General features: G+C 74.7%; 19 protein-coding genes. 8 read left to right on the plus strand and 11 right to left on the minus strand.

Going from position 1 to position 23,709, the window contains the following annotated elements:
• Window positions 1-71 precede the first annotated feature (71 nt).
• Together AB0H75_RS45135 and AB0H75_RS45140 are read left to right on the plus strand one after the other, a co-directional pair.
• Complete coding sequence (locus tag AB0H75_RS45135) at window positions 72-1,940, plus strand: 2-isopropylmalate synthase (protein ID WP_367807253.1); 1,869 nt, start codon at window positions 72-74, stop codon at window positions 1,938-1,940.
• A 56-nt stretch (window positions 1,941-1,996) separates the two neighbouring features.
• Entirely contained in the window at window positions 1,997-4,711 is a 2,715-nt protein-coding gene (locus AB0H75_RS45140) for an AAA family ATPase (RefSeq protein WP_367807255.1), read from the plus strand.
• A 57-nt stretch (window positions 4,712-4,768) separates the two neighbouring features.
• Here AB0H75_RS45140 and AB0H75_RS45145 read toward each other — a convergent pair whose 3' ends face one another.
• Both AB0H75_RS45145 and AB0H75_RS45150 read right to left on the minus strand, forming a co-directional pair.
• Window positions 4,769-5,053 carry a DUF5988 family protein gene (locus AB0H75_RS45145; protein WP_367807257.1) on the minus strand — a complete coding sequence of 95 codons (285 nt, stop codon included), beginning with the start codon at window positions 5,051-5,053 and terminating at the stop codon, window positions 4,769-4,771.
• 19 nt (window positions 5,054-5,072) lie between these two features.
• On the minus strand, window positions 5,073-6,548 hold the full coding sequence (locus AB0H75_RS45150; protein WP_367807259.1) for an acyl-CoA carboxylase subunit beta: 1,476 nt from the start codon (window positions 6,546-6,548) through the stop codon (window positions 5,073-5,075).
• A 175-nt stretch (window positions 6,549-6,723) separates the two neighbouring features.
• On the opposite strand from AB0H75_RS45150, the gene AB0H75_RS45155 reads away from it, so the two are divergent.
• From AB0H75_RS45155 to AB0H75_RS45165, 3 genes are all read left to right on the plus strand, one after another.
• The gene (locus AB0H75_RS45155; protein ID WP_367807261.1) at window positions 6,724-9,933 is read left to right on the plus strand and encodes a GH92 family glycosyl hydrolase; all 3,210 of its coding nucleotides are present in this window, start codon (window positions 6,724-6,726) and stop codon (window positions 9,931-9,933) included.
• Between the two features lie 106 nt (window positions 9,934-10,039).
• Entirely contained in the window at window positions 10,040-10,987 is a 948-nt protein-coding gene (locus AB0H75_RS45160) for a glycosyltransferase family 9 protein (protein WP_367807263.1), read from the plus strand.
• Window positions 10,988-11,021: 34 nt separating this feature from the next.
• Entirely contained in the window at window positions 11,022-12,071 is a 1,050-nt protein-coding gene (locus AB0H75_RS45165) for a glycosyltransferase family 9 protein (protein WP_367807265.1), read from the plus strand.
• A 16-nt stretch (window positions 12,072-12,087) separates the two neighbouring features.
• Here AB0H75_RS45165 and AB0H75_RS45170 read toward each other — a convergent pair whose 3' ends face one another.
• The 7 genes from AB0H75_RS45170 to AB0H75_RS45200 all read right to left on the minus strand — a co-directional run bounded on the left by AB0H75_RS45170 (window position 12,088) and on the right by AB0H75_RS45200 (window position 18,569).
• The gene (locus tag AB0H75_RS45170; protein ID WP_367807267.1) at window positions 12,088-13,299 is read right to left on the minus strand and encodes a cytochrome P450; all 1,212 of its coding nucleotides are present in this window, start codon (window positions 13,297-13,299) and stop codon (window positions 12,088-12,090) included.
• Window positions 13,256-14,533 (minus strand): cytochrome P450, encoded by a 1,278-nt coding sequence (locus AB0H75_RS45175; protein WP_367807269.1) that lies wholly within the window; start codon window positions 14,531-14,533, stop codon window positions 13,256-13,258. Before AB0H75_RS45175 ends, AB0H75_RS45170 begins: the two co-directional genes overlap by 44 nt.
• Complete coding sequence (locus AB0H75_RS45180) at window positions 14,530-15,123, minus strand: ATP/GTP-binding protein (RefSeq protein WP_367807271.1); 594 nt, start codon at window positions 15,121-15,123, stop codon at window positions 14,530-14,532. The genes AB0H75_RS45175 and AB0H75_RS45180 overlap by 4 nt, the downstream gene beginning before the upstream one ends.
• The gene (locus tag AB0H75_RS45185; protein ID WP_367807273.1) at window positions 15,104-15,463 is read right to left on the minus strand and encodes a DUF742 domain-containing protein; all 360 of its coding nucleotides are present in this window, start codon (window positions 15,461-15,463) and stop codon (window positions 15,104-15,106) included. Before AB0H75_RS45185 ends, AB0H75_RS45180 begins: the two co-directional genes overlap by 20 nt.
• Complete coding sequence (locus tag AB0H75_RS45190; protein ID WP_367807275.1) at window positions 15,460-15,900, minus strand: roadblock/LC7 domain-containing protein; 441 nt, start codon at window positions 15,898-15,900, stop codon at window positions 15,460-15,462. The genes AB0H75_RS45185 and AB0H75_RS45190 overlap by 4 nt, the downstream gene beginning before the upstream one ends.
• Window positions 15,897-17,465 (minus strand): hypothetical protein, encoded by a 1,569-nt coding sequence (locus AB0H75_RS45195; RefSeq protein WP_367807277.1) that lies wholly within the window; start codon window positions 17,463-17,465, stop codon window positions 15,897-15,899. The genes AB0H75_RS45190 and AB0H75_RS45195 overlap by 4 nt, the downstream gene beginning before the upstream one ends.
• 168 nt (window positions 17,466-17,633) lie before the next feature.
• On the minus strand, window positions 17,634-18,569 hold the full coding sequence (locus AB0H75_RS45200; protein ID WP_367807279.1) for a LysR family transcriptional regulator: 936 nt from the start codon (window positions 18,567-18,569) through the stop codon (window positions 17,634-17,636).
• Between the two features lie 113 nt (window positions 18,570-18,682).
• Between AB0H75_RS45200 and AB0H75_RS45205 the strand changes: the two genes are divergently transcribed.
• Window positions 18,683-19,381 carry an MBL fold metallo-hydrolase gene (locus AB0H75_RS45205; RefSeq protein WP_367807281.1) on the plus strand — a complete coding sequence of 233 codons (699 nt, stop codon included), beginning with the start codon at window positions 18,683-18,685 and terminating at the stop codon, window positions 19,379-19,381.
• Here the strand turns inward: AB0H75_RS45205 and AB0H75_RS45210 are convergent.
• Window positions 19,315-20,043 carry a TetR/AcrR family transcriptional regulator gene (locus AB0H75_RS45210; protein ID WP_367807283.1) on the minus strand — a complete coding sequence of 243 codons (729 nt, stop codon included), beginning with the start codon at window positions 20,041-20,043 and terminating at the stop codon, window positions 19,315-19,317. The genes AB0H75_RS45205 and AB0H75_RS45210 overlap by 67 nt on opposite strands.
• A 91-nt stretch (window positions 20,044-20,134) precedes the next feature.
• Between AB0H75_RS45210 and AB0H75_RS45215 the strand changes: the two genes are divergently transcribed.
• Entirely contained in the window at window positions 20,135-21,391 is a 1,257-nt protein-coding gene (locus AB0H75_RS45215; RefSeq protein ID WP_367807285.1) for a cytochrome P450, read from the plus strand.
• Between the two features lie 58 nt (window positions 21,392-21,449).
• Window positions 21,450-21,965: a hypothetical protein gene (locus AB0H75_RS45220; protein WP_367807287.1), complete on the plus strand. Its 516-nt coding sequence runs from the start codon at window positions 21,450-21,452 to the stop codon at window positions 21,963-21,965.
• Here AB0H75_RS45220 and AB0H75_RS45225 read toward each other — a convergent pair.
• Window positions 21,962-23,644 carry an aminotransferase class V-fold PLP-dependent enzyme gene (locus AB0H75_RS45225; protein ID WP_367807289.1) on the minus strand — a complete coding sequence of 561 codons (1,683 nt, stop codon included), beginning with the start codon at window positions 23,642-23,644 and terminating at the stop codon, window positions 21,962-21,964. The two genes, AB0H75_RS45220 and AB0H75_RS45225, sit on opposite strands and share 4 nt — an antisense overlap.
• Between the last annotated feature and the right edge of the window lie 65 nt (window positions 23,645-23,709).

The raw sequence follows: 23,709 nt of genomic DNA on the forward strand, positions 1-23,709 counted from the left end.
GCGCGAGCCGCGGCGGTTTCTCATTTCCGCGCCCTGCGATGACGAGGTCATTCAGGAAAGGAAAGGCGAAGATGCACGGCGCCGAACGCTACGCGGAATTCCGCCCCATCGACCTGGCCGACCGGACCTGGCCCGGCAGGCGGCTGCGCACGGCTCCCCGCTGGCTGTCCACCGACCTGCGCGACGGCAACCAGTCGCTGGCCCGGCCGATGTCGCCGCAGCGCAAGCTCATGATGTTCGAGCTGCTCGTGGGCATGGGCTACAAGGAGATCGAGGTCGGCTTCCCCGTCGCCAGCCAGGACGACCACGACTTCGTGCGGCTGCTCATCGAGGACGACCTCATCCCGGACGACGTCCGCATCACCGTGCTCACCCAGGCCCGCGAGGAACTGATCAGGGCCACCCTGGACACGCTCCGGGGCGCCCCCCGCGCGACGGTCCACATCTACAACGCGACGTCGCCGCTGTTCCGCAGGCTCGTCTTCGGCATCGGCCGGGACGGCTGCCGCGACCTGGCCGTCCGCGCCACGCAGGTGATGATGGAGCACGCCGAGCGCACCCTCGGCGACTGCGACCTGGGCTACCAGTACTCCCCCGAGCTGTTCAACGAGACCGAGCTGGACTTCTCGCTGGAGGTCTGCGAGGCGGTCATGGACGTCTGGCAGCCCGAGGCGGGCCGCGGCATCATCCTCAACTTCCCCACCACCGTCGAGCGCTCGCTGCCCAACGTCTTCGCCGACCAGATCGAGTGGCTGGACCGCAACCTGTCGCGCCGCGAGCACGTCTGCCTGTCGATCCACCCGCACAACGACCGCGGCACCGGCGTCGCCTCGGCCGAGCTGGCCATGCTGGCCGGGGCCGAGCGCGTCGAGGGCTGCCTGTTCGGCAACGGCGAGCGGGCGGGCAACGTCTGCCTGGTGACGCTCGGCATGAACCTGTACGTGCAGGGCGTCGATCCCGGCATCGACTTCTCCGACCTCAACGCGGTACGGGACACGGTCGAGCTGTGCAACCAGCTCCCGGTGCACCCCCGCCACCCCTACGGCGGCGACCTCGTCCACACCGCCTTCTCCGGCTCCCACCAGGACGCCATCAAGAAGGGCTTCGACGAGCGGGAGCGGCGGGCCGCGGCGGCCGGGACGCCGGTGGACGAGCTGCCGTGGCGGATGCCGTACCTGCCGGTGGACCCCCAGGACGTGGGCAGGACCTACGAGGCGGTCGTGCGGGTCAACAGCCAGTCGGGCAAGGGCGGCGTGGCGTACGTGATGAGCGCCTGGCACGGCCTCAACCTGCCCCGCGGCCTGCAGTGCGACCTGTCGGCGCAGGTCCAGGCGCGGGCCGACGCCGAGGGCGGCGAGCTGCCGCCGGAGCGGATCGGCGCGCTGTTCCGGGAGCGCTACCTCTACCACGGCGACCCGGCGCGGCCGCTGCGGGTGGGCGCCGAGCCGATCCTGGCCACCCTCCACGTGGACCGCGGCAGCGCCTCCGGCGGCGAGCCGGCGGCGGCCGTGCGCGCCCTGGGCGAGCTGCTGCGCCCCTGGGGCATCGAGGTGCGGGCGGTGTACACGACCGCGCCGCCGCTGGACGGCGCCGGGGTGACGTCCGGGCGGCCCCTGTCCGGCCGCCGCGCGCCGGAGGAGATCGCGATCTACGCCGAGTGCGACACCGGCGGCGGCACGGGCTGGGGGGCGGGGATCGACACCGACGTCGCCGCCTGCGCCTTCTCCGCCGTCCGCGCCGCCGTCGAGCACGCCCGCGCGACCGGCGCCCCCGCCGCCCCCACGGGCCTGCCCCTCGCCCCCGCCCCGCTCGCCTCCACCGGTGACCCTCTCGCGCCCGCCGGTGGCGCCCTCGCCCCTGCCGCGCCCGCCGAGGTCCCCGCCGGGGCCGGCGCCGTGCCGCGGCAGCGGTCCCGCCCGCGCCTGGCGGCCGCGGGCTGACGCGCCCGCCCCGCCCCCGATCCGACCCCACCCGGCACGCACGAAGGAGGGCCGTCATGGCCGAGCACAACCAGCGGCAGGGGATGACCCTCCTGCACGGGCTCCTGGACGAGGCGGTGGCCGGCCGGGGCCGGATCGCGGTCGTCACGGGCGCCATCGCGACCGGCAAGAGCCACCTGCTCTACAGCCTCACCGAGCAGGCCTTCGACCACGGGGCGCTGCCGCTCGCCGCGACCGGCTCGCGCGCCGAGCGCGACCTGCCGCTCGGCGTGCTCTCGCAGCTCGTCCACAACACGCCGATGATGGAGCAGCACCGCGCGGTCACGCTGGGCCTGTTGCAGGAGGGCGCCCGCGCCGAGCTGGCCGGCGACACCCTGGACCACGTGGACGTGCAGATCGTGGACGCGCTCTGCACGGTCCTGCTGGAGCTGTCGGAGCGCTGCCCGCTGCTGATCGCCGTGGACGACGCCCACCACGCCGACCGCGCCTCCCAGCTCTGCCTGACCTACCTGGCGCGCCGGATCAAGTACGCCAAGATCATGCTGGTCTTCGCCGCGCCCGACCACCACGCCCACCAGCGCTCGCTGCTCCACGCCGACCTGCTGCGCCAGCCGCACTGCCGCCCGGTGCGGCTGGACCACCTGTCCGCCGAGGCCGTGGCCCGGCGGCTGGCCGAGCGGGCCGGCCCGGAGGCCGCCGGCCGGTTCGCGGCCGCCTGCCACGAGCTGAGCGGCGGCAACCGGCTCCTGGTGGACGCGCTGCTGGAGGACTTCCAGGCCCGGGGCGGGCCCGGCGAGCGCTACGCCGAGGCCGTGCTGAGCTGCCTGCACGGCACCGACCCCGAGCTGCTGCTCACCGCCCGCGGCCTCGCGGTGCTGGGCGAGCCCGAGGGCGTGGCGCGGCTGCTGGGCCGCGGTGCGGCGGCCACCGCCCAGTCGTTGCAGGCGCTGAACCGGGCCGGCCTGCTGGCCGACGGCCGCTTCCGGCACGAGGAGGCCCGCGCCGCGGTGCTGGCCGCGCTCGACCAGGAGGACCGGACCGACCTGCACCGCCGCGCCGCCGAGCTGGCCCACGACGAGGGCGCCCCCGTCGCGGTGGTGGCCGGCCACCTGCTGCTGGCCGGCCGCGCGGAGGACCCGTGGGCCCTGTCGGTCCTGGAGGATGCAGCCGGCCAGGCGCTGCGCGACGGCGGCGTGGAGGCCGCGATCGGCTACCTCAAGCTGGCCTGGCAGGGCTGCGGCGACGAGCGGCGGCGGGCCAGGATCGCCACCAAGCTGGTACGGGCCGCCTGGCGGATCAACCCGAGCACGCCCGCCGGGCACCTGGCCGAGCTGACCGCGGCCCTGCACAAGGGCCACCTCGGCGGCGGCGACGCGGTGGTGCTGGCCAAGGCGCTGCTGTGGCACGGCCACACGAGCGACGCCAGGGACGTCCTGCGGCACCTGCCGGAGCTGGACGGGCTGGACCGGGAGGGCCTGGCCGAGCTGGCCGTGGCGCGGGCGTGGCTGCGCGGCGCGTGCCCGTCGTTCCTGTCCCACCTGCCCGAGCCGCGCGCCGAGGAGGCCAACAGCGCCGCCTGCTCGCTCGGCGTCAGCCGCCGCATCGAGTCGGCCAACGCGCTGGTCCGGGCGCTGACGGAGGCGCCGCGGCCGGAGACGGTGGCCGTCGCCGAGCGCGTGCTGCGCGGCTCGCGCCTGGATGAGATGTCCATGGACACGGTCGAGAGCGCGTTGCTGACGCTGACCTACTCCGGCCGTTCCGACCGGGCCGCGCCGTGGTGCGACGCCTTCGTCGAGGAGGCCGCCACCCGCCACGCGCCCAGCCGCCAGGCCAGGCTCTCGGCCATCCGCGCCGAGATCGCGCTGCGCGCCGGCGACCTCGCGGCGGCCGCGCGGGACGCCCGGCGCGCCCTGGAGATCATCCCGCCGGGGAGCTGGGGCGTGGCCGTCGGCGGCCCGCTGGGCACGCTGCTGCTGGCCGGGGCGGCGATGTCCCGCCACGAGGAGTGCCTGCCGTACGTCACCCAGCCCGTGCCCGAGGCCATGCTGGAGACCCGTTTCGGCCTGCTCTACCTGCACGGCAAGGCCCGCTTCACGCTCACCGCCGGCCAGGCCGAGCAGGCGCTGCGGGACCTGCGGCTGTGCGGCGAGCTGATGGGCCTGTGGCGGCTGGACGCGCCGGAGTTCATCGCCTGGCGGGTGGACGCGGCCGAGGCCCTGGTCCGCCTCGGCGAGCAGGAGCAGGCGCGGCTGCTGCTGGAGGAGCAGCTCGCCCGCAGCGACCGGCGCTCGAAGCGGGTGCACGGCATGGCCATGCGGGTGCTGGCCGCCACCGGCGAGAGCCGGCACCGGGTCCTGCTGCTGCGCCGCTCGGCCGAGCTGCTGCAGGCCGGCGGCGACCGCTACGAGCTGGCCCGTACGCTGTTCGACCTCATCGAGGCCTACCACGCCATCGGCGAGTACCGGCGGGCCGGCATGCTGACCCGCCGCGCCCGCTCCCTGGCGATGGAGTGCCACGCCGACGGGCTGAGCCAGGCGCTGTCGCCGGACGGCGAGCACGACGGCGACACCGCGAGCGTGCAGCCGATCCTCAGCGACGCCGAGCGGCGGGTGGCCGCCCTGGCCGCCGACGGCTACTCCAACCGCGACATCTCCGCCAAGCTGTTCATCACGGTCAGCACGGTGGAGCAGCACCTGACCCGGGTCTACCGCAAGCTGAGCGTCTCCCGCCGCTCGGACCTGCCGGCCAAGCTGGTCGGCGAGCAGGCGTGAGGCCGCGGGGCCCCCGGCCGAGGTCGCGGGGCCCCGAGCGGGGCCCCGCCCCCTTGCTCACTCGGCGATGGCGGTGTGCATCACCCAGCGGTAGACGAGCGCCTGCTCGCCGTCCACGACGGTGCTCTCGCCCTGGTGCCGGAAGTGCTCGTACCCGGCGCCGAGCGGCAGCTTGAGCGTGTCGCCCGTGGACCGCACGCTCTGGACGCGCCGCTCGGCGGTCAGCGCGGCGGGCCCGCCGACCAGGACGGCCCTGAGCTCCGCCACGGCGGCTCCGGGCAGGGCGACTCCGGGTACGGCGACTCCGGGTACGGCGGCTTCGGGCACGGTGTTGTCGGGCATGGGTGCGCCTCCTCGTCTGTCACAGCGGGATGTTGGAATGCCTGCCGCGGGCGCGCGGCGCCCGGGCCAGCGCCTCGGCGACGCGCAGCCGCGAGGTCTCCGGCGCGATGACCTCGTCCACGACGCCGAGGGCCATCGCCCGCTCGACCCCGCCGGCGACCCGCCGGTGCTCCTCGGCGAGGCGGGCGCGCAGCTCCTCGCGCTCCTCCTCCGGCGCCGCGGCCAGCGCCCTGCGGTGCAGGACGGCGACGGCCGACTCCGCGCCCATCACCGCGACCTCGGCCCCGGGCCAGGCGAAGGTGGTGGTCGCGCCGAGCGAGCGGGAGTTCATCGCGATGTACGCCCCGCCGTACGCCTTGCGGGTGATGAGCGTGACCCGGGGCACCACCGACTCGGCGAAGGCGTGCAGCAGCTTGGCCCCCCGGCGGACGACGCCGCCCCATTCCTGGCCCACGCCCGGCAGGTAGCCGGGCACGTCCACCAGCACCACGAGCGGGATGCCGTGGGAGTCGCACATCCGCACGAAGCGGGCGGCCTTCTCCGCCGACAGCGAGTCGAGGCAGCCGCCCTTGTGCAGGGGGTTGTTGGCGAGCACGCCGACGGTGCGGCCGCCGAGCCGGCCGAGGCCGGTCAGGATGTTGGCCGCCCAGCGGGGCTGCAGCTCCTCGAAGCCGTCGGCGTCCAGGATCCGGCGGACCAGCGGGCGCACGTCGTAGGCGCGGCGCGGCGAGTCGGGCAGCAGGGCGCGCAGGTCCCGCGGCTCGGCCAGCGCGGCCAGGTCGAACGCGCCCCGGTGGGTGAACAGCCCGGTCAGGCGGCGGGCGCGGCGCAGGGCGTCCTCCTCGCCGGCGGCCACGAGGTGGGCGACGCCGGACTTGCGGCCGTGCGCCTCGGGCCCGCCGAGCCCGGCCATGTCGATGGTCTCGCCGGTGACGCTGCGCACGATGTCGGGGCCGGTGACGAAAACGCGGCCCGCGTCCGCCATGATCACGAGGTCGGTGAGCGCCGGGCCGTAGGCGGCCGCGCCGGCGGCCGGGCCGAGGATGACCGAGAGCTGCGGCACCACGCCGGAGGCCCAGGTCATGGCGGCGAACATGCGGCCGACGCCGTCCATGGACTCCACGCCGTCGGCGAGCCGGGCGCCGCCCGAGTGCCACAGCCCGACCACCGGGCAGCCCTCGCGTACGGCCGTCTCGATGCCGGTCACGATGTGCCCGGCCCCCGCCGCGCCGAGCGCGCCGCCCATGCGGCGGGCGTCGGTGCAGTAGGCGACCGCGGGGGCGCCGCCGATCGTGCCGTGCACGGCCAGCACGCCGCTGTCGTCGGCGGGGTGCAACGGCACGGCCGAGCCCGGGTCGAGCAGCCCGGCGAGCCGGAAGGAGGGCTCCCGCGGGTCGGCGGGCACGGCCTCCGCAGGCACGGCCTCCGCGGGCACGCCCGCTGGCACGGTCCCTGCTGGCACGGTCTCCACGGGAACGGGGGACACGAGGGTCATCGCACTTCCTCACGCCGGCTGACACGGGTACTTGCGAATGTGGCAACCGCGCGCGGGCCCGCCAACCCCTATTCCGGCCGTCCGCCATGACAGCTTCCGGCCGTCGTTTCTGCTCGTTGACCCCCGCCCGCCGCCCCGGTTTCGTGGCCTCGATCACACCCTTTGGAGGACTGCCGTGTCTGTTTGGTCCTTACCCGCCGTCGCCGCGCTGGTCGTGGGCGCGGCGTTCCCGCCGGGAATGGCGACCCTGACCGCCCAGGACGTCGAGATGGTGCGCGATCCGGCCGCGCTGGTCAACGTCTTCCACGGAACCAAGGAGGCGGCGGCCGACTTCGGGCACGGCGGCGGGGGCGGCATGACCTTCCCCGGCGCGGTGCTGCCGTTCGGGATGATGCAGTGGAGCCCCGACACGGTGGCCGACGCCGGCGGCGGCTACCGGTACGAGGACGACCGGCTGCGCGGCTTCTCCATGACACACCTGTCGGGGGCGGGCTGCACCGGCGCGCAGGACTTCCCGGTGATGCCGTTCTCCGGCGCGATCGGCCGCTCGCCCGCCACGCACGGCGAGGACTACGTCCAGACGTTCAAGCACGCCAACGAGACGGCCTCGCCCGGCTTCTACAGCAGCACCCTGGACACCGGGATCAGGACCGAGCTGTCGGTCAGCGCCCGCGCGGGCGTGGCCCGCTTCACCTTCCCGCAGGGCAAGCCCGGCACGGTGCTGCTCAACACCAGCGGCTCGATCAACGGCGTGGACGACGGCGAGACCAGGATCCGCGGCAACACGGTCGAGGGCTGGGTCCAGACCGGCGGCTTCTGCGGCCCGCCGATGCGCTACAAGGTCTACTTCCACGCCACCTTCGACCAGCCGGTCACCGCCTCCGGCACCTGGAAGGACGACGAGGTGCGGCCGGGCGCGCTGACGGTCGCCAACGCCGGGCGGGCCCGGGTGCGCGGCGACGTGGTCACCCAGGACGACGTGGTCGTCAACGGGCCGGGCTCGGGGGCGTACCTGCAGTTCGACCCGGCCCGGCCGGTGCAGATGCGGGTCGGCCTGTCGTACGTGAGCGTCGAGGGCGCGGCGCGGAACCTGGCGGCCGAGATCGCCGGCAAGAGCCTCGACCAGGTGCGCGCGGAGGCCGCCGCGGTCTGGGACAAGCGGCTCGGCCAGGTGCGCGTCGGCGGCGGCACCGACGCGCAGCGGCGCGCCTTCTACAGCAACCTCTACCACACGCTGCTGCAGCCGTACGTCTTCGAGGACGTGGACGGCACCTACACCGGCATGGACGGCAAGCCGCACACCGTCCCCGCCGGCCGCCACCACTACGCGACCTTCTCCGGCTGGGACATCTACCGCAGCGAGGTCCAGCTCCTGGCCCTGCTCGCACCCGACGTGGCCGGCGACATCGCCCAGTCCATGTACGACAACGCCCAGGCCGTCGGCAACGTCTGGGACCGCTGGTCGCACCAGACCGCGATCACCGGCGTCATGGTCGGCGACCCGTACCACGTGATCCTGTCCACCATGTACGCCTTCGGCGCCCGCGGCTTCGACTACTCCTCGGCGTTCAAGGCGATGGTGGAGGCGGCCCGCCGCACCGGCCCGAAGGACATCGGCCACCCGCTGCTCGGCTACGACGAGCGTCCCGGCAACGCCGCCTACATGAGCACGGGTTACGTCCCCTCCGACCCGTCCGCCACGCTGGAGTACGGTGCCGCCGACTTCGGCATCGCCCAGCTCGCCACCCGGCTCGGCGACCGGGCGACGGCCGGCGAGTTCATGAAGCGGGCCCAGGCGGCCTGGCAGAGCCTCTACAACCCGGGCGAGGACTGGATCCAGCCGCGCATGGGCGAGGGCTCGTTCAAGGCGCCGTTCGACCCGGGCGCGCCGGACGTCTACATGGAGGGCAACGGCGCCCAGTACCACTGGATGGTGCCGTACAACCCGCAGGGCCTGATCACCGCGATGGGCGGCGCGGCCAAGGCGGGCGCCCGGCTGGACGCCTACTTCAAGGAGCTGAACGCCGGCCCGGCCCAGCCCTACGCCTACCTCGGCAACGAGCCGGGGCTGGCCTCGCCGTGGCTGTACGCCTGGCTGGGCAAGCCGTACAAGACGCAGGAAGTGGTGCGGCGGGCGCAGAAGGAGCTGTTCGGGCCCGGCCCGGACGGCCTGGTCGGCAACGACGACCTCGGCGCGATGGGCTCCTGGTACGTGTGGTCGGCGATCGGCCTCTACCCGGCGATCCCGGGCCGCGCCGAGCTGCTGGTCAGCACGCCGCTGTTCGACCGGATCACGATCGCCCGCCCGGCCGGCGACATCACGGTCAGCGCGCCGGGCGCGGCCGGCGGCTACGTGCGGGCGCTGCAGGTCAACGGCGTGGCGACGACGAAGGCGTGGCTGCCGGAGTCGTTCGCGACGGCGGGCGGGCGGCTGGACGTCACCGTGGGCACGTCGGCGAGCACGACGTTCGGCGCCGCCGCGGCCGACGCGCCGCCCTCCTTCAAGGACGGCTCGCGGCCGTACCTGGCGGGGGCGGCGCCGGGCAGCGGGCCGGTGGAGCCGGGCGGGGTGTTCAAGGCGGAGCTGGCGGTGCGCTCCCTCGGCTCGGCCGCCACGGTCGCCTGGCAGGCCAGGCCCCCGGCGGGGGTCACGGTGTCGCCGGCGAGCGGCACGCTCAACGTCGCCGCCGCGGGCCAGGCCCGGGTCGCGCTGACCGTCACGGTCTCCTCCTCGCTGGCTCCGGGCTTCCGCACGGTCCCGATCACGGTGGGCGACACGGCGGCCTCCGTCCGGCTCAACGTGGCCAGGCGCGGCACCCCCGAGTGGCACCACAACAACGCCGGCATCGGCGACGACGCCTCCCAGGGCGAGGCCAACCTCGACGGCACCGGCTTCAGCTACTCGCCGCAGGGGCTGGCGAACGCGGGGCTGCGTCCGGGCGAGCCGGTCACCTGGAAGGACTTCCGCTTCACCTGGCCGGCCCGGAAGAAGGGCGAGTGGGACAACATCCGCCCGGACGCCCGGCCGCTGGAGGTGGCGGCCCCGGCCGGCGCGAGCAGGATCGCCTTCCTCGGCTCGGGCACGCTGGGCGACCCGCAGTCCAAGGTGACGATCACCTACACCGACGGCACGACGAGCACCGCCACGCTCGGCTTCAGCGACTGGATCCTCGACTGGAACCACGACCAGCCGGGCTTCGGCAACGAGATCGTGGCCACCACCCCCTACCGGCTGTACTGGGGCTCGTGGGCGCTGCACCCGATCAACGCCTACGTCTACGCCTCCCAGCCGATCGCGCTGGACCCGGCGAAGCAGGTCAGGAGCCTGACCTTCGGCCCCGTGGACGAGGGCCAGATGCACATCTTCACCTGGGCCTTCGCGTAGGCGCCCCGAATCCCCGTCCGCCCTCGGCTGCCATGGTCCGGGGGCGGGCGGTCCCTTTTTGCGGCCGTCCGGGCTTGCCTTGACCGGCGGGCGGGCAACCAGGAGTGTGACCGTTCCGCAGGACGCGCGGCCCCTCCTGCTGGCGCTGCGCGCGCTCAACCTCGGGGACCTGCTCGTGGCCGTGCCGGCGCTGCGCGCGCTGCGCCGCCGTTACCCCGGCCACCGCCTGCTGCTGGCCGTCAACCCGGCGCTCGCGCCGCTGGTGCGGCTGACCGGCGCGGTGGACGAGCTCGTCCCGCACCGTAGCCTGCGCCCGCCGCCGGTGACGGCCCCTGACGTGGCCGTGGACCTGCACGGCGTGCTGCCCGACAGCGTGCGGGCGCTGCGCGGCACGCGGCCGGGGCGGCTGGTGGCCTTCGCCTGCCCGGAGCACCGGGACGGGCCCGCCCTGCGGCCGGTGGAGCACGAGGTGGCCAAATGGTGCCGGCTGGTGCGCTCCGACGGCGCCGACCCCGACGAGGCCGACCTGCTGCTGGCCCCGCCGCCGCGGCCCGGCCCGCGGCCCGGCGCGGCGCTCGTGCACCCGGGCGCCGCCTACGGCAGCAAGCGGTGGCCTCCGGCGCGGTTCGCCGCCGTCGCGGCGGCGCTCGCGGCCGACGGCCACGACGTGGTCGTCACCGGCACGGCCGCCGAGCGCCGCCGCGCCGCGCGGGTGGCCGCCGCGGCCGGGCTGCCGCCGGAGGCCAACCTGGCCGGGCGGACCGGCCTGGAGGAGCTGGCGGCCCTGGTGCGCGGGGCGTCGCTGGTGGTGTGCGGGGACACGGGGGTGGCGCACCTGGCCAGCGCGTACGAGCGGCCGTCGGTGGTGTTGTTCGGCCCGGCCTCGCCGCGCATCTGGGGGCCGCCCCGCAAGCCCGTCCACGCCGCGCTCTGGCACGGCGACGGCGAGCGGGAGGTGCAGACGGCCGCGCCCGACCCGGCGCTGCTGCGCGTCACCGTGGCCGAGGTGCTGGACGCCGCCTCCCGGGTGCTGCGGGCCGCGTACGCGGCGTAGTTTACGCAGGTGGGCGGCGGGCACGACGGACGGCATGACGGGGGTGCTGGACGGCGTGCGGACGATCGCGGTGCTGCGCGCCAACGCGCTCGGCGACCTCGTCGTGGCGCTGCCGGCCCTCACCGCGCTGAAGGACGCCTACCCGGACGCGCGGCTCGTCCTGCTCGGCGGCGCCTGGCACGCGGCCTTCCTGGCCGGGCGCCCGGGGCCCGTGGACGAGGTCGTCGCCCTGCCGCCGATCACCGGGCTGACCAGCCGGTCGCCGGGCCGCCCCGCCCCGCAGGAGCTGGTCGGGCGGCTGCGCGGGCGGCGCTTCGACCTGGCCGTGCAGATCCACGGCGGCGGCCGGCACTCCAACCCGTTCGTCCGCCGGCTCGGCGCGCGGGTCACCGCGGGCTTCCGCACGCCGGACGCCGAGCCGCTGGACCTGTGGCTGCCGTACCTCTACTACCAGCACGAGACCCTGCGCTTCCTGGAGGTCGCCGCGCTGGTCGGCGCCGAGGCGCGCGAGTTGGAGCCGCGACTGGCGGTCACCGCCGCCGACCGGGCCGAGCTGGCGGCCGTGCTCGGCGAGCCGCCGCCCGGCCTGGTGGCGCTGCATCCCGGCGCGAGCGACCCGCGACGGCGCTGGCCGGCCCGCCGCTTCGCCGCCGTCGCCGACCGGCTCGGCCGGCCCGTCGTGGTGACCGGCACCCGCGAGGAGGCCGGCCTGGTGGCGGAGGTCGTCGCCGCCATGCGCCGCCCCGCCACGCCCGTCGTGGCCGCGCTGAGCATCGGCGGCCTGGCCGCCCTGTACGAGCGCTGCGCCCTGGTCGTCTCCAACGACACCGGCCCGCGCCACCTGGCGGCGGCCGTCGGCACCGCCACGGTCGGCCTCTACTGGTGCGGCAACCTCATCAACGCCGGCCCGCTCACCCGGGCCCGGCACCGGCCGCTGGTCTCGTGGACCCTCACCTGCCCGTGCTGCGGCGCGAGCGGCGTGGACCTGCGGGCGGAGCGCTGCGAGCACGACGCCTCCTGGCTGGCCGCCATCCCGGTGGACGCGGTGGCCGAGCAGGCCGAGGACCTGCTCGGCCAGGGATGACCGCGCTGCTCCACGCTCAGCCCACGGCGGCTCCCAGGATGACCGGCAGGTCGCGCACGTCATCGACGATGAACGACGGCTGCGGCGGCAACGAGCCGGCCGGCCGCGCCAGCGCCAGGTCAGGGAAGCGGGCGAACAGGGCGGGCAGCGCGATCCCCGCCTCCAGCCGGGCCAGCGGCGCCCCCAGGCAGAAGTGCATGCCGTGCCCGAAGGCCAGGTGCTGCCGGTCGCGCCGGTCGATGTCGTAGCGGCCGGGGTCGGGGTTGACGTCGGGGTCGCGGCCGTGGGCGCCGAACCCGATGAGGATCAGCTCCCCCTTGCCGATGACCACGCCCTCGCCCAGGTCGATCTCGGCGGTGGCGTAGCGCAGCGGCAGGTGCACCACCGGCGAGTGCAGGCGCAGGCTCTCCTCGATCACGTCCGCCCAGCGGGCCGGGGCCGCGCGCACCGCCCCGAGCTGGTCGGGGTGGGTCAGCATGGCGACGACGGCGTGGTCGAGGAGCGAGACCGTCGTCTCGCTACCCGCGCCGATCATCAGGATCAGCGTGCTGACCAGCTCGTCCATGCTGAGCCGGTCGTCGCGCTGGTGGGTGGCCAGCAGCAGGCTCGTCAGGTCGTCGCCCGGGTCCTTCCGCTTGGTGCCGACGAGCCGGTGCATCGCGGCGTACAGGTCCCGCTGCATGACGGTCGCCTGTTCGGGGGTGAGGCTGTGGTCGAGGACGGCGTCGATGCTCGCCAGCATGGCGGGCCGCTGCCCGTCCGGGACGCCGAACAGGTCGCAGATGACCCGGCTGGGGATGCGGTAGGTGAAGCGGGAGCGCAGATCGACCGGCAGGCCGGCGGGCAGGCCGGCCAGCTCGTCGAGCAGCGAGCTCACGATCGCCGCGATCGCGGGGCGCATCGCGTCGATGCGGCGGCCGGTGAAGGCCCGGCCGACCAGGTCCTTCAGGCGTTTGTGGTCGTCGCCGTCGGCGGTGAGCATGCTCACCACGTCCACCCAGGCGGTCAGCCAGGCGATGGCGAAGGGCCGGTAGCCCGGCCAGGACTTGCGGGCGTCCTTGGAGACGTCGGGGTGGGTCAGCAGGTGCTTGACCACCTCGCCCCTGGTCACCGACCAGGCGACGAGGCCCCCGGGGAGCAGGACGCGGGCGGCGGGGCCGGCCGCGCGCAGGCGGTCGGTCTGCTCATGCAGGCGGGTTCCGGTGGTGTCGAGAGGGGTGGGTGCCATGGTCACGAGGACCTCCAGCGATCGGCGACGGTGCGGAGGGGGCGTCTGCCGGGTGGGGCCGGAAACGGATTCCGAGGCTGGCGGGGCATTGGTGGAAGGGGCCGTGCCGGTTGGGCGCGAACGGGTCGATGAGGTCGAGGTCCCACAACCGGTCGAGGAGCGTCTCCACGCCGGTCTGGGCGATGATCGCCGCGTGGCTGTCGGCCGGGCAGCGGTGCGGCCCGGCCGACCAGGCCAGGTGCGAGCGGTTGCCGTAGCCGGGGTGCGGCGCGGCGGGGTCGGTGCCGGTGGCGGCGTGGCTGATGAGGATCGGCACGCCGGCCGGGATGGGCACGCCGTGCAGGACGGTGTCGTGGCGGGCGTAGTGGACGGAGAAGTTGGCCATGGGCGAGCGGGTCCACAACACCTGTTCCATCGCCCGCCGCACGGTGACCGCGCCGCCCGACAGGTCACCGGCGTAGCTGTCGTCGGTGAGCAGCAGCCGCAGGGTGGAGGCGATCCACGCGGCGGTGGGGATGGTGCCCGCGCCGATGAGGACGACGAGCTGGTGCAGGATCTCCTCGGCGGTCAGCCGGGCCGGGTGGGCCAGCATCCAGGTGGTGCAGTCGTCGTCCGGCCGGTCGCTCTTGAGCCGGATGATCTCGGCCAGGACGGCGGCGAGGTCGGCCGCCGCCTGCTCGGCCCGCGGGCCGGCGCCGATCATGCCCTGGCAGCCGGCCACCATCCGCTCCACCATGGGCGCGGGGCAGCCGAGCAGGTCGGCGAAGACCAGCAGCGGCAGGACGTCGGCGTACTGGCTCATCAGGTCGGCGTGGCCGTCGCGGGCGAAGCGCTCGATCAGGCGCACGGCGTGGCCGCGGGTGCGGTCGTGCAGGTGGTGCAGGTTGATCCGGGCCAGGCAGTCGTCCATGGCGTGCCGCAGCCGGGCGTGCCGCTCGCGGTCGGCGTACAGCAGGCTGGGACGGAAGGCCATCAGCGCCAGCACCGGGCTGTCGCCCGGCACCTGCCCGCGGGCCAGGTCGCCCCACAGGCGGCTGTCCTTGCTGTAGGTCTCGACCTGGTTGAGCAGGTCGCGGGCGGCGCGCCGGCCGACCACGACGAGCGCCCGCACGCCCGGGGCGATCTCCGCCCAGGCCACCGGGCCCTCGGCGCGCAGCTTGTCGTAGGCGTCGTCGGGGCGGGCGGCGAACTCCTCGCCGAACAGGCGCACGCCGGCGGCTGCGGGGATGGTCATCGGGCGGGCTCCAGACGGGACTGCGTGATGATGGCGGTGACGAGGGCGATCAGGCCCTGCTTGGCGGAGCCGAGCTCGCGCGCGTCCATGCTGACCAGGGAGCGGTCGTCGGGCAGGGCCAGGGCCTCGCGCAGGTCGGCCTCGCGGTGCAGGGGCGAGCCGGCGAAGTGGTTGATCGCGACGGTGTAGGGCAGGCCCGCCTCCTCCAGCAGGTCGATGGCGGGGAAACTCTGGTCGAGGCGGCGGGTGTCGGCCAGGACGAGCCCGCCGAGCGCGCCGTCCATGAGGCAGCGCACCATGCCGCCGAAGCGCTGCTGGCCCGGGGCGCCGAACAGGTAGAGCACGATGTCGGGGGTGAGCGTGAGGCGGCCGAAGTCCATGGCGACGGTCGTGGTGCTCTTGTCGCGCAGGTCGTCGAGGTCGTCCACGAGCTGCCCGGCCCGGGTGAGCTGCTCCTCGGTGTGCATCGGCCGGATCTCCGAGACGGTGCCGATGAACGTGGTCTTGCCCACCGCGAACGGCCCCAGCACGACGATCTTGACGGGGCGGGCCGTGGCGGGCACGTAGCGGTCAGAGTTTGTGGAGGGCATCCAGCACCTGCTGCAGGAATTCGAGGTCGTACTGACCGGCGGTGGGCGCGTAGGGCGCCCGGGTGGTGAGGTGGCCGCTGCGCGAGAGGCCGGTGACGATGGCCTTGACCACCGCGCCGGGCAGCCGCAGGTGGTGGGCGACCTCCGCCACCGACAGCACGCCCGGCCGGCACAACGCCATCGCGCGCTGGGCGTGGGCGCCGAGCCCGGCCACCGGCTGACGGGGATCGGCGATCAGGAGGGTGGCCTCGTCCAGGGTGGAGCGGGACGGCACGGCGTCGCCGTCGATGACGGCGTGCGAACGCACCATCCCGGCCCGCCGCTGCCGGGGCCCGGTCACGACGGCTTGCTCCGCTCCCGGGCGCCCAGCACCGGCTGCAACCCCCTGATCGTCTTCATGATGGCCTGGATGGCCACGGCGACCGGCCCGGTGGTGGAACCGCCGCGGACCGCCGCGGCGAGGCCGGTGCGCTCCCCCGCGGCGAACAGCAGCACGGTCACCTCCGACAGGTCGCTGATCATGTGCCGCCACGGGGCCGACAGCTCCTGCTCGGCGGGCACGCCGCAGAAGCCGGCGAGCTGGCGTTGCAGCGACTGCAGGCCCGCCATCATCGCCGCCGTGCGCTCGGCCTCGTCGCGGCCGAGGCCGCGCGAGCGGGCCAGCAGCAAGCCGTCGGTGGTGAACAACATCGCGTTGATGAGGCCGTCGTTCTCGGTGACCAGGCGGTCGAGGTGGCCGGTCATGTCGATGGTGTCGGCGGTGTGCTGGGTGGTCATGGCTGCGGTTGTCCTTGGTCGGTGTCACGGTCGGCGTACGCGGCGCGGAGCGCTTCGAAGATCGACCCCATGCCGGCGTCGTCGTCGTCGGGCGCGAGGGCGTCGGTCATGGGACGCTGGGCCGCCGGGACCTGCTGGTGCGGCGCCACCGGGCGTTGCCCCCGGCGCTTGGGCAGGCCCGACGCCGTGGTGAGCGGCACCCCGCCCCGCTCGCCGGGCTCCCGGGACTCCTCCCACTCCCCTTGCTCCCGGGACTCCTCCCACGCCCCTTGCTCCTCCCACTCCCCCGGCTCCTCCGCCTCCTCCGGGGGAAAGAGCCGGGGGGCGCGCCCGGCCGCCAGGTCGGGCGGGGGAGGGGCGGCCGGCTCCGGTGGCACCGTCACTTCCGGCAGGACGGCCCAGTCGGGATGGTCAGGCCCGAAGGCGGCGGCGGTGCCGGCCCGCGCGGGGTCGGCGGCGTCGGACGGAACGTGGATGATCATGTGGGTGGGCACCAGGCAGACGGCCTTCACCCCGCCGCTGCTGGAGGGCGCGCCGACATCGACCCGGAAGCCGTAGTCGTGGGCCAGGCGCCCGGTGACGGCGAAGCCGAGCCGCCGCTCGTCCTTGAGCGCGGCCGCGTCCATCGGCGTGTCGCTGGACAGCAGTTGCTCGGCCTCGGCCCGCTGGAAGGTGTTCATGCCGAGCCCGCGGTCCTCCACGACGACGCGGTAGCCCGCCTGGACGGCCTGGACGTAGATGTCGACCCGGTCGTCGGAGTAGGCGGTGGCGTTGTCGAGCAGCTCGGCCAGCGCGACGATGATGGGCTCGGCCACCCGCCCCTCGACCATGACCTCCCCGGCGTCGGGGTGGTAGGTGTAGTCGACCCGCTGGTAGGGCCCGATCCGGCCCCGGGCGCTCTCGATGATCTCGCGGAAGGTGCAGTCCTCGCGCTGGACGCCCGGCCAGGAGCCGGCCAGGATGCGCAGCCGCTGGAGGCTGTGCAGGGCCTGGGTGGACAGGTGGTCGATCTCGACCAGGCCCTGGTGGTAGCGGGGGCTGCCGGCGTGGTCGTCCAGCTCTTCGTCGATCTTGATCTGCAACCGGGTGAGCGCCGCCTGCGCGGTGTCGGCGATGCCGCGCACGCCGGAGCGGGCCGCGGCGGCGACGTCGGCGCGGATGGCGGCGGCCCGCTCCTCGAACAGGCTCTCGGCCTCGCGGCAGTGGGCGGCCACGGCGGTCCCGGCCAGGCACTCGTGCAGCAGCCCCGGGACCTCGACGGCGGGGTGTCCGGCCTCGATGTCGGCCACCGCGCGCAGCCGGTCCACCAATCGCCCGAATTCGGCCACGGCGGCGTCGTACCACTGTTTATTGATCTCGGCCTGCTGCTGGGCGGCGTCCGCGTTTTTCCGCGCCGCCCCGGCTTTCTGCTCGGCGGAGCGGGCCTCGCGCCGGGCGGCGTCGCGGGCTCGGTAAGCCGCGCGTTTGGCGCGCGCCTGCCAGACGAGGGCGCCCGTCAGCACGAAGAGGACGGCCGCGAGCACGGCGCCGAGCAACGCACCGACCAGGAGATCCGGTGTCATCATGACGAGTCCTTGGTTGTCGGGACTGCCTTGACTCCACTTTTACCAGTTCTCCACGTTGACTCTACGGGAAATCGCCCGTCAAATTACCGGCCGGGTAATGAGATATATGTGTCCCCGAGGAAATGCAGTGACAAGACGGCTTATCGGAGAAATATTCACAATAGAGCGTTATTTCAAGGGCTGATAGTCGGTCTCGGGCACCCACACCGCGGGATCGTCGGGGAGCGCCACCGGCCGCAGGTGCCGCAACAGCACCCGCAGCAGCGGGCGCGGGTTGCGCCGGTGCCAGACGATCGACCACGGCAGCAGCGGCTCCGGCTCGACGATCGGGATGCGGCGCAGCCCGCTGCCCGCCGCGTCGATGCTCCTCTCCCCCAGCCCCACTGCTGCCTTCTCGGCGAGGAACTGCTCCACGAGGTGCCGCTGGCCGATGGCGGGGGCGTTGAAGCGCAGCGGCACGCCCAGCCGCCCGGCCAGCCGCTTCAGGTAGCCGCGCCACTCCGCCGCGCCCGCCGGGTCGGGCATGGCGATGCCCGCCTCGCGCAGGTCGGCGGGGCGCAGCACGTCCCTGTCCGCCAGGCGGTGGTCATGAGGCACGAACGCGTGCAGCGGCTCCAGGCGCACCAGCCGGTGCAGCAGCTCGGCGGGCCACGGCGCCGGCGTGTCGTGCACCCGCCCGAACGCCGCGTCGAGCTCCTGCCGCCGCAGGGCCGGCAGCGCCACGGACAGCCCCTGCCGCATGCTCAGCTCGATCCGCACCCGCGGGTCGCGCTCGCTCGCCCGGCGCACCATCCGCAGCGGCGTGAACCGCTCGTCGTAGACGTCCACCCGCAGCGGCTCGTCGGCCGCGCGCACGGCGCCCACCGCCCGGTCGAACGCGGCCACCGCCTCCCGCGCGCGGGGCAGCAGCCGCCGCCCCGCCTCCGTCAGCTCCACGGTCCGGGTCGTCCGCTCGAACAGCGGCGCCGCCAGCGCCTCCTCCAGCCGGCGGATCCGCTTCGACAGCGCCTGCTGGGTGACGAACAGCCGGGCGGCGGCCCGCCCGAAGTGCAGCTCGTCCGCCGTGACGACGAACGCCCGCATGCCCTCGATGTCTGCGTCCACCTGACGCATCGTGGATTATCCACCATGGGTTGTCAATCGGACGCGCATCGTTGTTGGACACCCCTGGACAGGCAGGGTTACCTGGTCTCCCTGACGAAGAGGGGGAACCGAGAATGAAGATCGTGGCGATCCGTCCCGAGCTGCACCTGCTGCTGCTGGAGTTCGGCCAGGCGTACCTGTGGAACGACGCGGGCAGGCTCACCCTGGTCGACAGCGGCATCGCCACCTCGGACGAGGAGATCGCGGCCGCGCTCGAAGAGCTGGGCCTCACCAGGGACGCCGTCCGGCAGGTCGTCCTCACCCACTTCCACGAGGACCACGCCGGCGGCGCCGCCGGGATCGCCGGCTGGGGGGACGTCACCGTCCTGGCCCACCGGCTGGAGGCGCCGGTGATCCGCGGCGAGGTGCCCGCTCCCCCGCCGAACTTCACCGACGAGGAGCGGGCCCTGCACCGCAGCCTCGGCGCGCACCTCCTGCCGCCCGCGCCGCCGTGCCGGGTGGACCACGAGCTGGAGGACGGGGACGTGATCGGCTTCGGCGGCGGCGCGCGGGTGATCCACACGCCGGGCCACACCGGCGGCAGCATCGCGCTGCACCTGCCGAGCGCCGGCGTGCTGTTCACCGGGGACACCGTCGCGCACGTCGACGGGCAGGTCATCCCGGGCGTGTTCAACCTCGACCGGGCCGAGATGCTCGACTCGTTCCGCCGCCTGGCGGAGGTGGACGCGGAGCTGGCCTGCGTCGGTCACGGCGAGCCCGTCACCGGCGCCCGTGCCGCGCTCGGCGCGGTCGCCGCCGGCCTGCCGGGCTGAGGTCCCTCGTACAGGGCCAGCAGGAGGGGCCAGGTGAGGGCGGCCATCTCGGCCGGCGGGCGGGGACAGCCGCGCTGCAGCCAGTCGGTGGCGACGCCGAGGAGCGCGCCCGCGGTGAACGCCGCCGGCACGTCGTGCGGGGTCTCGGGCTCGGTGCCGCCCGCGGTGCCGTCCGCGGGGCCGTCCGCGGGGCCGCCCGCGGGGCCGCCCGCGGGGCCGCCCGCGGGGCCGCCCGCGGGGCCGGCGCCGCGGGCGCCGGTGTAGGAGGCGACCGTGGCGCGGCGGCGCACGTGGTCGATGACGCGGGCGCTGCCCCGCGGCCCCAGGACGCCGCGGTAGAGGCCGGCGTGCTCGGCGAGGTGGCTGAAGAACGTCAGCAGGGTGTCGGAGGCACCGTCGGGGATGGCCTCGACGAGCTCGTCGATCATGGCGGTGCAGGCGGACTCGGCCAGGTCGTGCACGTCCCGGTAGTGGTCGTAGAAGGTGGAGCGGCTCACGCCGGCGCGCCCGGCGACGTCGGCCACGCTGATCCGGGACAGGTCACGGTCCTGGACGAGGTCGATCAGCGCGCGCCGCAGGGCCGCGTGGGTCCTGCGCACCCGGCGGTCGCCCGGCCCACCCGGCCCACCCGGCTCGCCCGCACGCTCTCTCGTGATCGCCACACCTTCAGTGTACTTTCCCTGACATCTGTCGGTTAGCCTGCATGTGTAGGGAAGTTGTGCGGTCGGACACCACACTGAATGGGGAAGACTCTTGACCACTGACTCCGCTGCTGACACCGCTGCTGACCCCGCCGCCGGCGCCGCCGCTGACACCGCCGGGACGCTGCAGGTCACCCGCGGTTGCCCGTTCGCCCCGCCGGAGCAGCACATGCGGCTCCTGCGCGAGCAGCCGGTCGCCAAGGTCACGCTGCCGACGGGGCACGATGCCTGGGTGGCCTCCCGCTACCAGGACATCCGCACGGTGCTGAGCGATCCGCGCTTCACCGCCGACCGGCGCCACCCCAACGCGCCGCGTCTGGTGGACCAGCCCGAGGGCCAGATGTCCATGTCGCCGCTGCCGAAGATGATGCTGGAGATGGACGGCGCCGAGCACGCCCAGGCCCGCCGCGCGGTGGTCGGCGAGTTCACCGTCCGGCGCATGGCGGCGCTGCGCCCGCGCATCCAGCAGATCGTGGACGAGCACCTGGACGCCATGCTCGCCGGCCCCCGCCCGGCCGACCTGGTCGAGGCGCTGGCGCTGCCGGTGCCGTCGCTGGTGATCTGCGAGCTGCTGGGCGTGCCGTACACCGACCACGACTTCTTCCAGGTCAACTCCGCCCAGCTGCTCAACCGGCGGGCCACCGAGCAGGAGCGCCAGCACGCCGTGCTGGAGCTGGCCATCTACCTGGACAAGCTGATCACGGCCAAGGAGCAGGAGCCCGCCGACGACCTGCTCGGCCGCCAGATCGCCAAGCAGCGCGAGGGCGGCGGGGTCGATCGCCCGGCGCTGCTCAGCCTGGCGTTCCTGCTGCTGATCGCCGGGCACGAGACGACGGCCAACATGATCTCGCTGGGCACGTACCTGCTGCTGGAGCGGCCGGAGGTGCTGGCCGAGCTGCGCGCGGCCCCGGACAGGACGGCCGGGGCGGTGGAGGAGCTGCTGCGGTACTTCACCATCGCCGAGTTCGCGATGGCGCGGGTGGCGCTGGAGGACGTCGAGCTGGGCGGCACGGTGATCCCGGCCGGGTCGGGCGTGCTCATGCTGGCCAACGCGGGCAACCGCGACCCGGAGGTGTTCAGGGACGGCGACCGGTTCGACCTCGACCGCGACGACCGCAGCCACCTGGCCTTCGGCTACGGCCCGCACCAGTGCCTCGGCCAGAACCTGGCCAGGGTCGAGCTGGAGATCGTCTTCGAGACGCTGCTGCGGCGCGTCCCCGGGCTGCGGCTGGCGGTCCCGGCCGGGCAGCTCACGTTCAAGGACGAGGCCGCGGTCTACGGCATGCACGAGCTGCCCGTGACCTGGTGACCGGACGATCTTCGCCTGGCGGGTGAACCTCGCCGGGCCGCCGGTCGTCGTACCGTTCATGACACGACACACGATGGCCGGCACGACGCTGGCGGCGGCGCTGGCCGCGGGTCTCCTGCTGGCCGGCGCCGCACCCGCCGCGCAGGCCGCCACCGCCGGCGGCACGTTCGGCCCCCACGGGTACGGGGGCGTGCGGCTCGGCATGAGCGCCAAGGCCGCCAAGGCCACCGGCAGGATCACCCACAAGCGCGGCACGGACTCCGGCACGTGCACCGGCTGGGAGCTCAAGGCCCACCCCGCCGGCCGCGACGCCGTCGGGCTCTACATCTCGAAGAAGCACGGCGTGGCCATGATCTTCGCCCCGAAGGGCGCCAGGACCCCGGCGGGCATCGGCCTGGGCTCCACCCGCACGCAGCTCAAGCGGGCCTACCCGAAGCTGAAGACCGCCGCGAGCGGCTTCCCCTACATCAAGGCGCCCGGCAACCCGAAGGCGTACTACGCCTTCCTCCTCAACGGCAAGGGCCGGATCTACCAGATCGCGCTGGCGCTCGACAACCAGGACTGCGCCAACTAGCGCTCGCCGGACAGGCACGTCCCGGGCAGCGGGAACCAGCGCAGGCGCTCGAAGTCGCCCGGCAGGCCCGGCGGGGTCGGCTCGATCCCGTCCGGGCGCGACTCCAGCAGGGCGCGGGCCTGCTCCAGGTAGCCGGGCAGGGCGTCCTCGCCGGCCCGCTCCCGGGCGGCGACCGGCCGGTACGGCTCCTCGAAGCGCAGGTCCGACAGGCGCAGCGGCGGCTCCGCCGGGCAGCCGCGGTGCCGCCACAGCCCGCTGGCCGGGTCGAAGCGGTAGTCGGGCAGCAGCCGGTGACCGTGGCGGGCCAGCAGGTCCACGGCGCCGATGAGGTAGTCGCAGACGGCACCGGAGATGAAGTAGGGGAAGCTGACCCGCACCCAGCCGGGCTTGATGCCCTGGCAGCCCTGCCCGACCTCCCGCTCGAACGCCCGCGAGCGCGCGGCGTCGATGGCGAGCAGGCGGTGGCCGTACGGGCCCGCGCAGGAGCAGCCGCCGCGCGCCTGCACGCCGAACAGGTCGTTCAGCACCGCCACCACGTAGTTGTGGTGCAGGAACAGCCCGCCCGCCGTACGGACCCGGATGGAGACGATGGGCAGGCGGCGCGAGTGCCGGTCGCCGAGGATCTCGATGTTCGGGTTGTGCTCCCAGCGCGACAGGGCCCGCTGCCAGAAGTGCTCCTCGCGGGCGCGGATGAGGTCGGTGCCGATGGCCTGCTTGAGCCGGAAGACCAGCCCGGCGCGGATCGACTCGACGATGGCCGGGGTGCCGCCCTCCTCGCGGGCCACCGGGTCGTCGAGGTAGCGGTGCCCCACGGGGTCCACGTACAGGACCGTGCCGCCGCCGGGCGCGGTGGGCACCCGGCCGCCGACCAGCTCGCGCCGGACGACGAGCACGCCGGGCGTCTGCGGGCCGCCGGCGAACTTGTGCGGCGACAGGAAGACGGCGTCCTTGTGGTCGCCCGCGCCGGGCGAGCCGGCGGTCATGCGGATCGGCACGTACGGGGCCGCGGCGGCGTAGTCCCAGAACGACAGGGCGCCGTGGGCGTGCAGCAGCGCGGCGATGCGCTCGGTGTCGGTGAGGATGCCGGTGACGTTGGAGGCGGCCGAGAAGCTGCCGATGAGCAGCGGCCGGCGGGAGTGGCGGACGAGCTGGTCGCGCAGGTCGTCGCAGTCGATGTGGCCGGCGGCGTCCGCGCCGATGGCGACGGTGTCGGCGATGGACTCGCGCCAGGGCAGCTCGTTGGAGTGGTGTTCGTACGGGCCGACGAACACCACCGGCCGGTCGGCGGGGCGGAGGTCGCCCCGGCCGGGGGCCCGCAGGTCCAGGATGGCGACGAGCTTGTTGACCGCGGCGGTCGCCCCCGAGCCGCAGAAGATCACCAGGTCGTCGGGGCCGCCGCCGACGCCCTCGTGGACGGCGCGGCGGGCCTGCTCGCGTAATCGGGTGGTCTGCAGGCCGGTGCCGGAGCTCTCGGTGTGGGTGTTGGCGTAGCGCGGCAGGACGTGCTCGCGGATGAAGTCCTCGATGAAGGCCAGGGAGCGGCCGGAGGCGGTGTAGTCGGCGTAGGTGATGCGGCGGGGGCCGTAGGGGCCGTGCAGCACCTCGTCGTCGCCGATGACGGCGGCGCGGAGGCGTTCCAGCAGCGGCGAGGTCGGGAGCGGGGCCGGTGGGGTGACCATGCCTCCAGGATCCGCCCGGCGGCCGCGCGCGTCCACGCCGCCTCACGCGCCCCGCCGGTCAGCCG

The sequence above is a fragment of the Nonomuraea sp. NPDC050783 genome, from assembly GCF_040802095.1.
Lineage (GTDB): Bacteria > Actinomycetota > Actinomycetes > Streptosporangiales > Streptosporangiaceae > Nonomuraea.

What these genes read in the sequence shown, in the direction of transcription:
- AB0H75_RS45150 (WP_367807259.1), bottom strand. Translation starts at nt 6,548, where the DNA reads ATGACCCTCGTGTCCCCCGTTCCCGTGGAGACCGTGCCAGCAGGGACC.
- AB0H75_RS45165 (WP_367807265.1), top strand. Translation starts at nt 11,022, where the DNA reads ATGACGGGGGTGCTGGACGGCGTGCGGACGATCGCGGTGCTGCGCGCC.
- AB0H75_RS45220 (WP_367807287.1), top strand. Translation starts at nt 21,450, where the DNA reads ATGACACGACACACGATGGCCGGCACGACGCTGGCGGCGGCGCTGGCC.
- AB0H75_RS45205 (WP_367807281.1), top strand. Translation starts at nt 18,683, where the DNA reads ATGAAGATCGTGGCGATCCGTCCCGAGCTGCACCTGCTGCTGCTGGAG.
- AB0H75_RS45140 (WP_367807255.1), top strand. Translation starts at nt 1,997, where the DNA reads ATGGCCGAGCACAACCAGCGGCAGGGGATGACCCTCCTGCACGGGCTC.
- AB0H75_RS45135 (WP_367807253.1), top strand. Translation starts at nt 72, where the DNA reads ATGCACGGCGCCGAACGCTACGCGGAATTCCGCCCCATCGACCTGGCC.
- AB0H75_RS45170 (WP_367807267.1), bottom strand. Translation starts at nt 13,299, where the DNA reads ATGGCACCCACCCCTCTCGACACCACCGGAACCCGCCTGCATGAGCAG.
- AB0H75_RS45195 (WP_367807277.1), bottom strand. Translation starts at nt 17,465, where the DNA reads ATGATGACACCGGATCTCCTGGTCGGTGCGTTGCTCGGCGCCGTGCTC.
- AB0H75_RS45190 (WP_367807275.1), bottom strand. Translation starts at nt 15,900, where the DNA reads ATGACCACCCAGCACACCGCCGACACCATCGACATGACCGGCCACCTC.
- AB0H75_RS45180 (WP_367807271.1), bottom strand. Translation starts at nt 15,123, where the DNA reads ATGCCCTCCACAAACTCTGACCGCTACGTGCCCGCCACGGCCCGCCCC.
- AB0H75_RS45145 (WP_367807257.1), bottom strand. Translation starts at nt 5,053, where the DNA reads ATGCCCGACAACACCGTGCCCGAAGCCGCCGTACCCGGAGTCGCCGTA.
- AB0H75_RS45225 (WP_367807289.1), bottom strand. Translation starts at nt 23,644, where the DNA reads ATGGTCACCCCACCGGCCCCGCTCCCGACCTCGCCGCTGCTGGAACGC.
- AB0H75_RS45175 (WP_367807269.1), bottom strand. Translation starts at nt 14,533, where the DNA reads ATGACCATCCCCGCAGCCGCCGGCGTGCGCCTGTTCGGCGAGGAGTTC.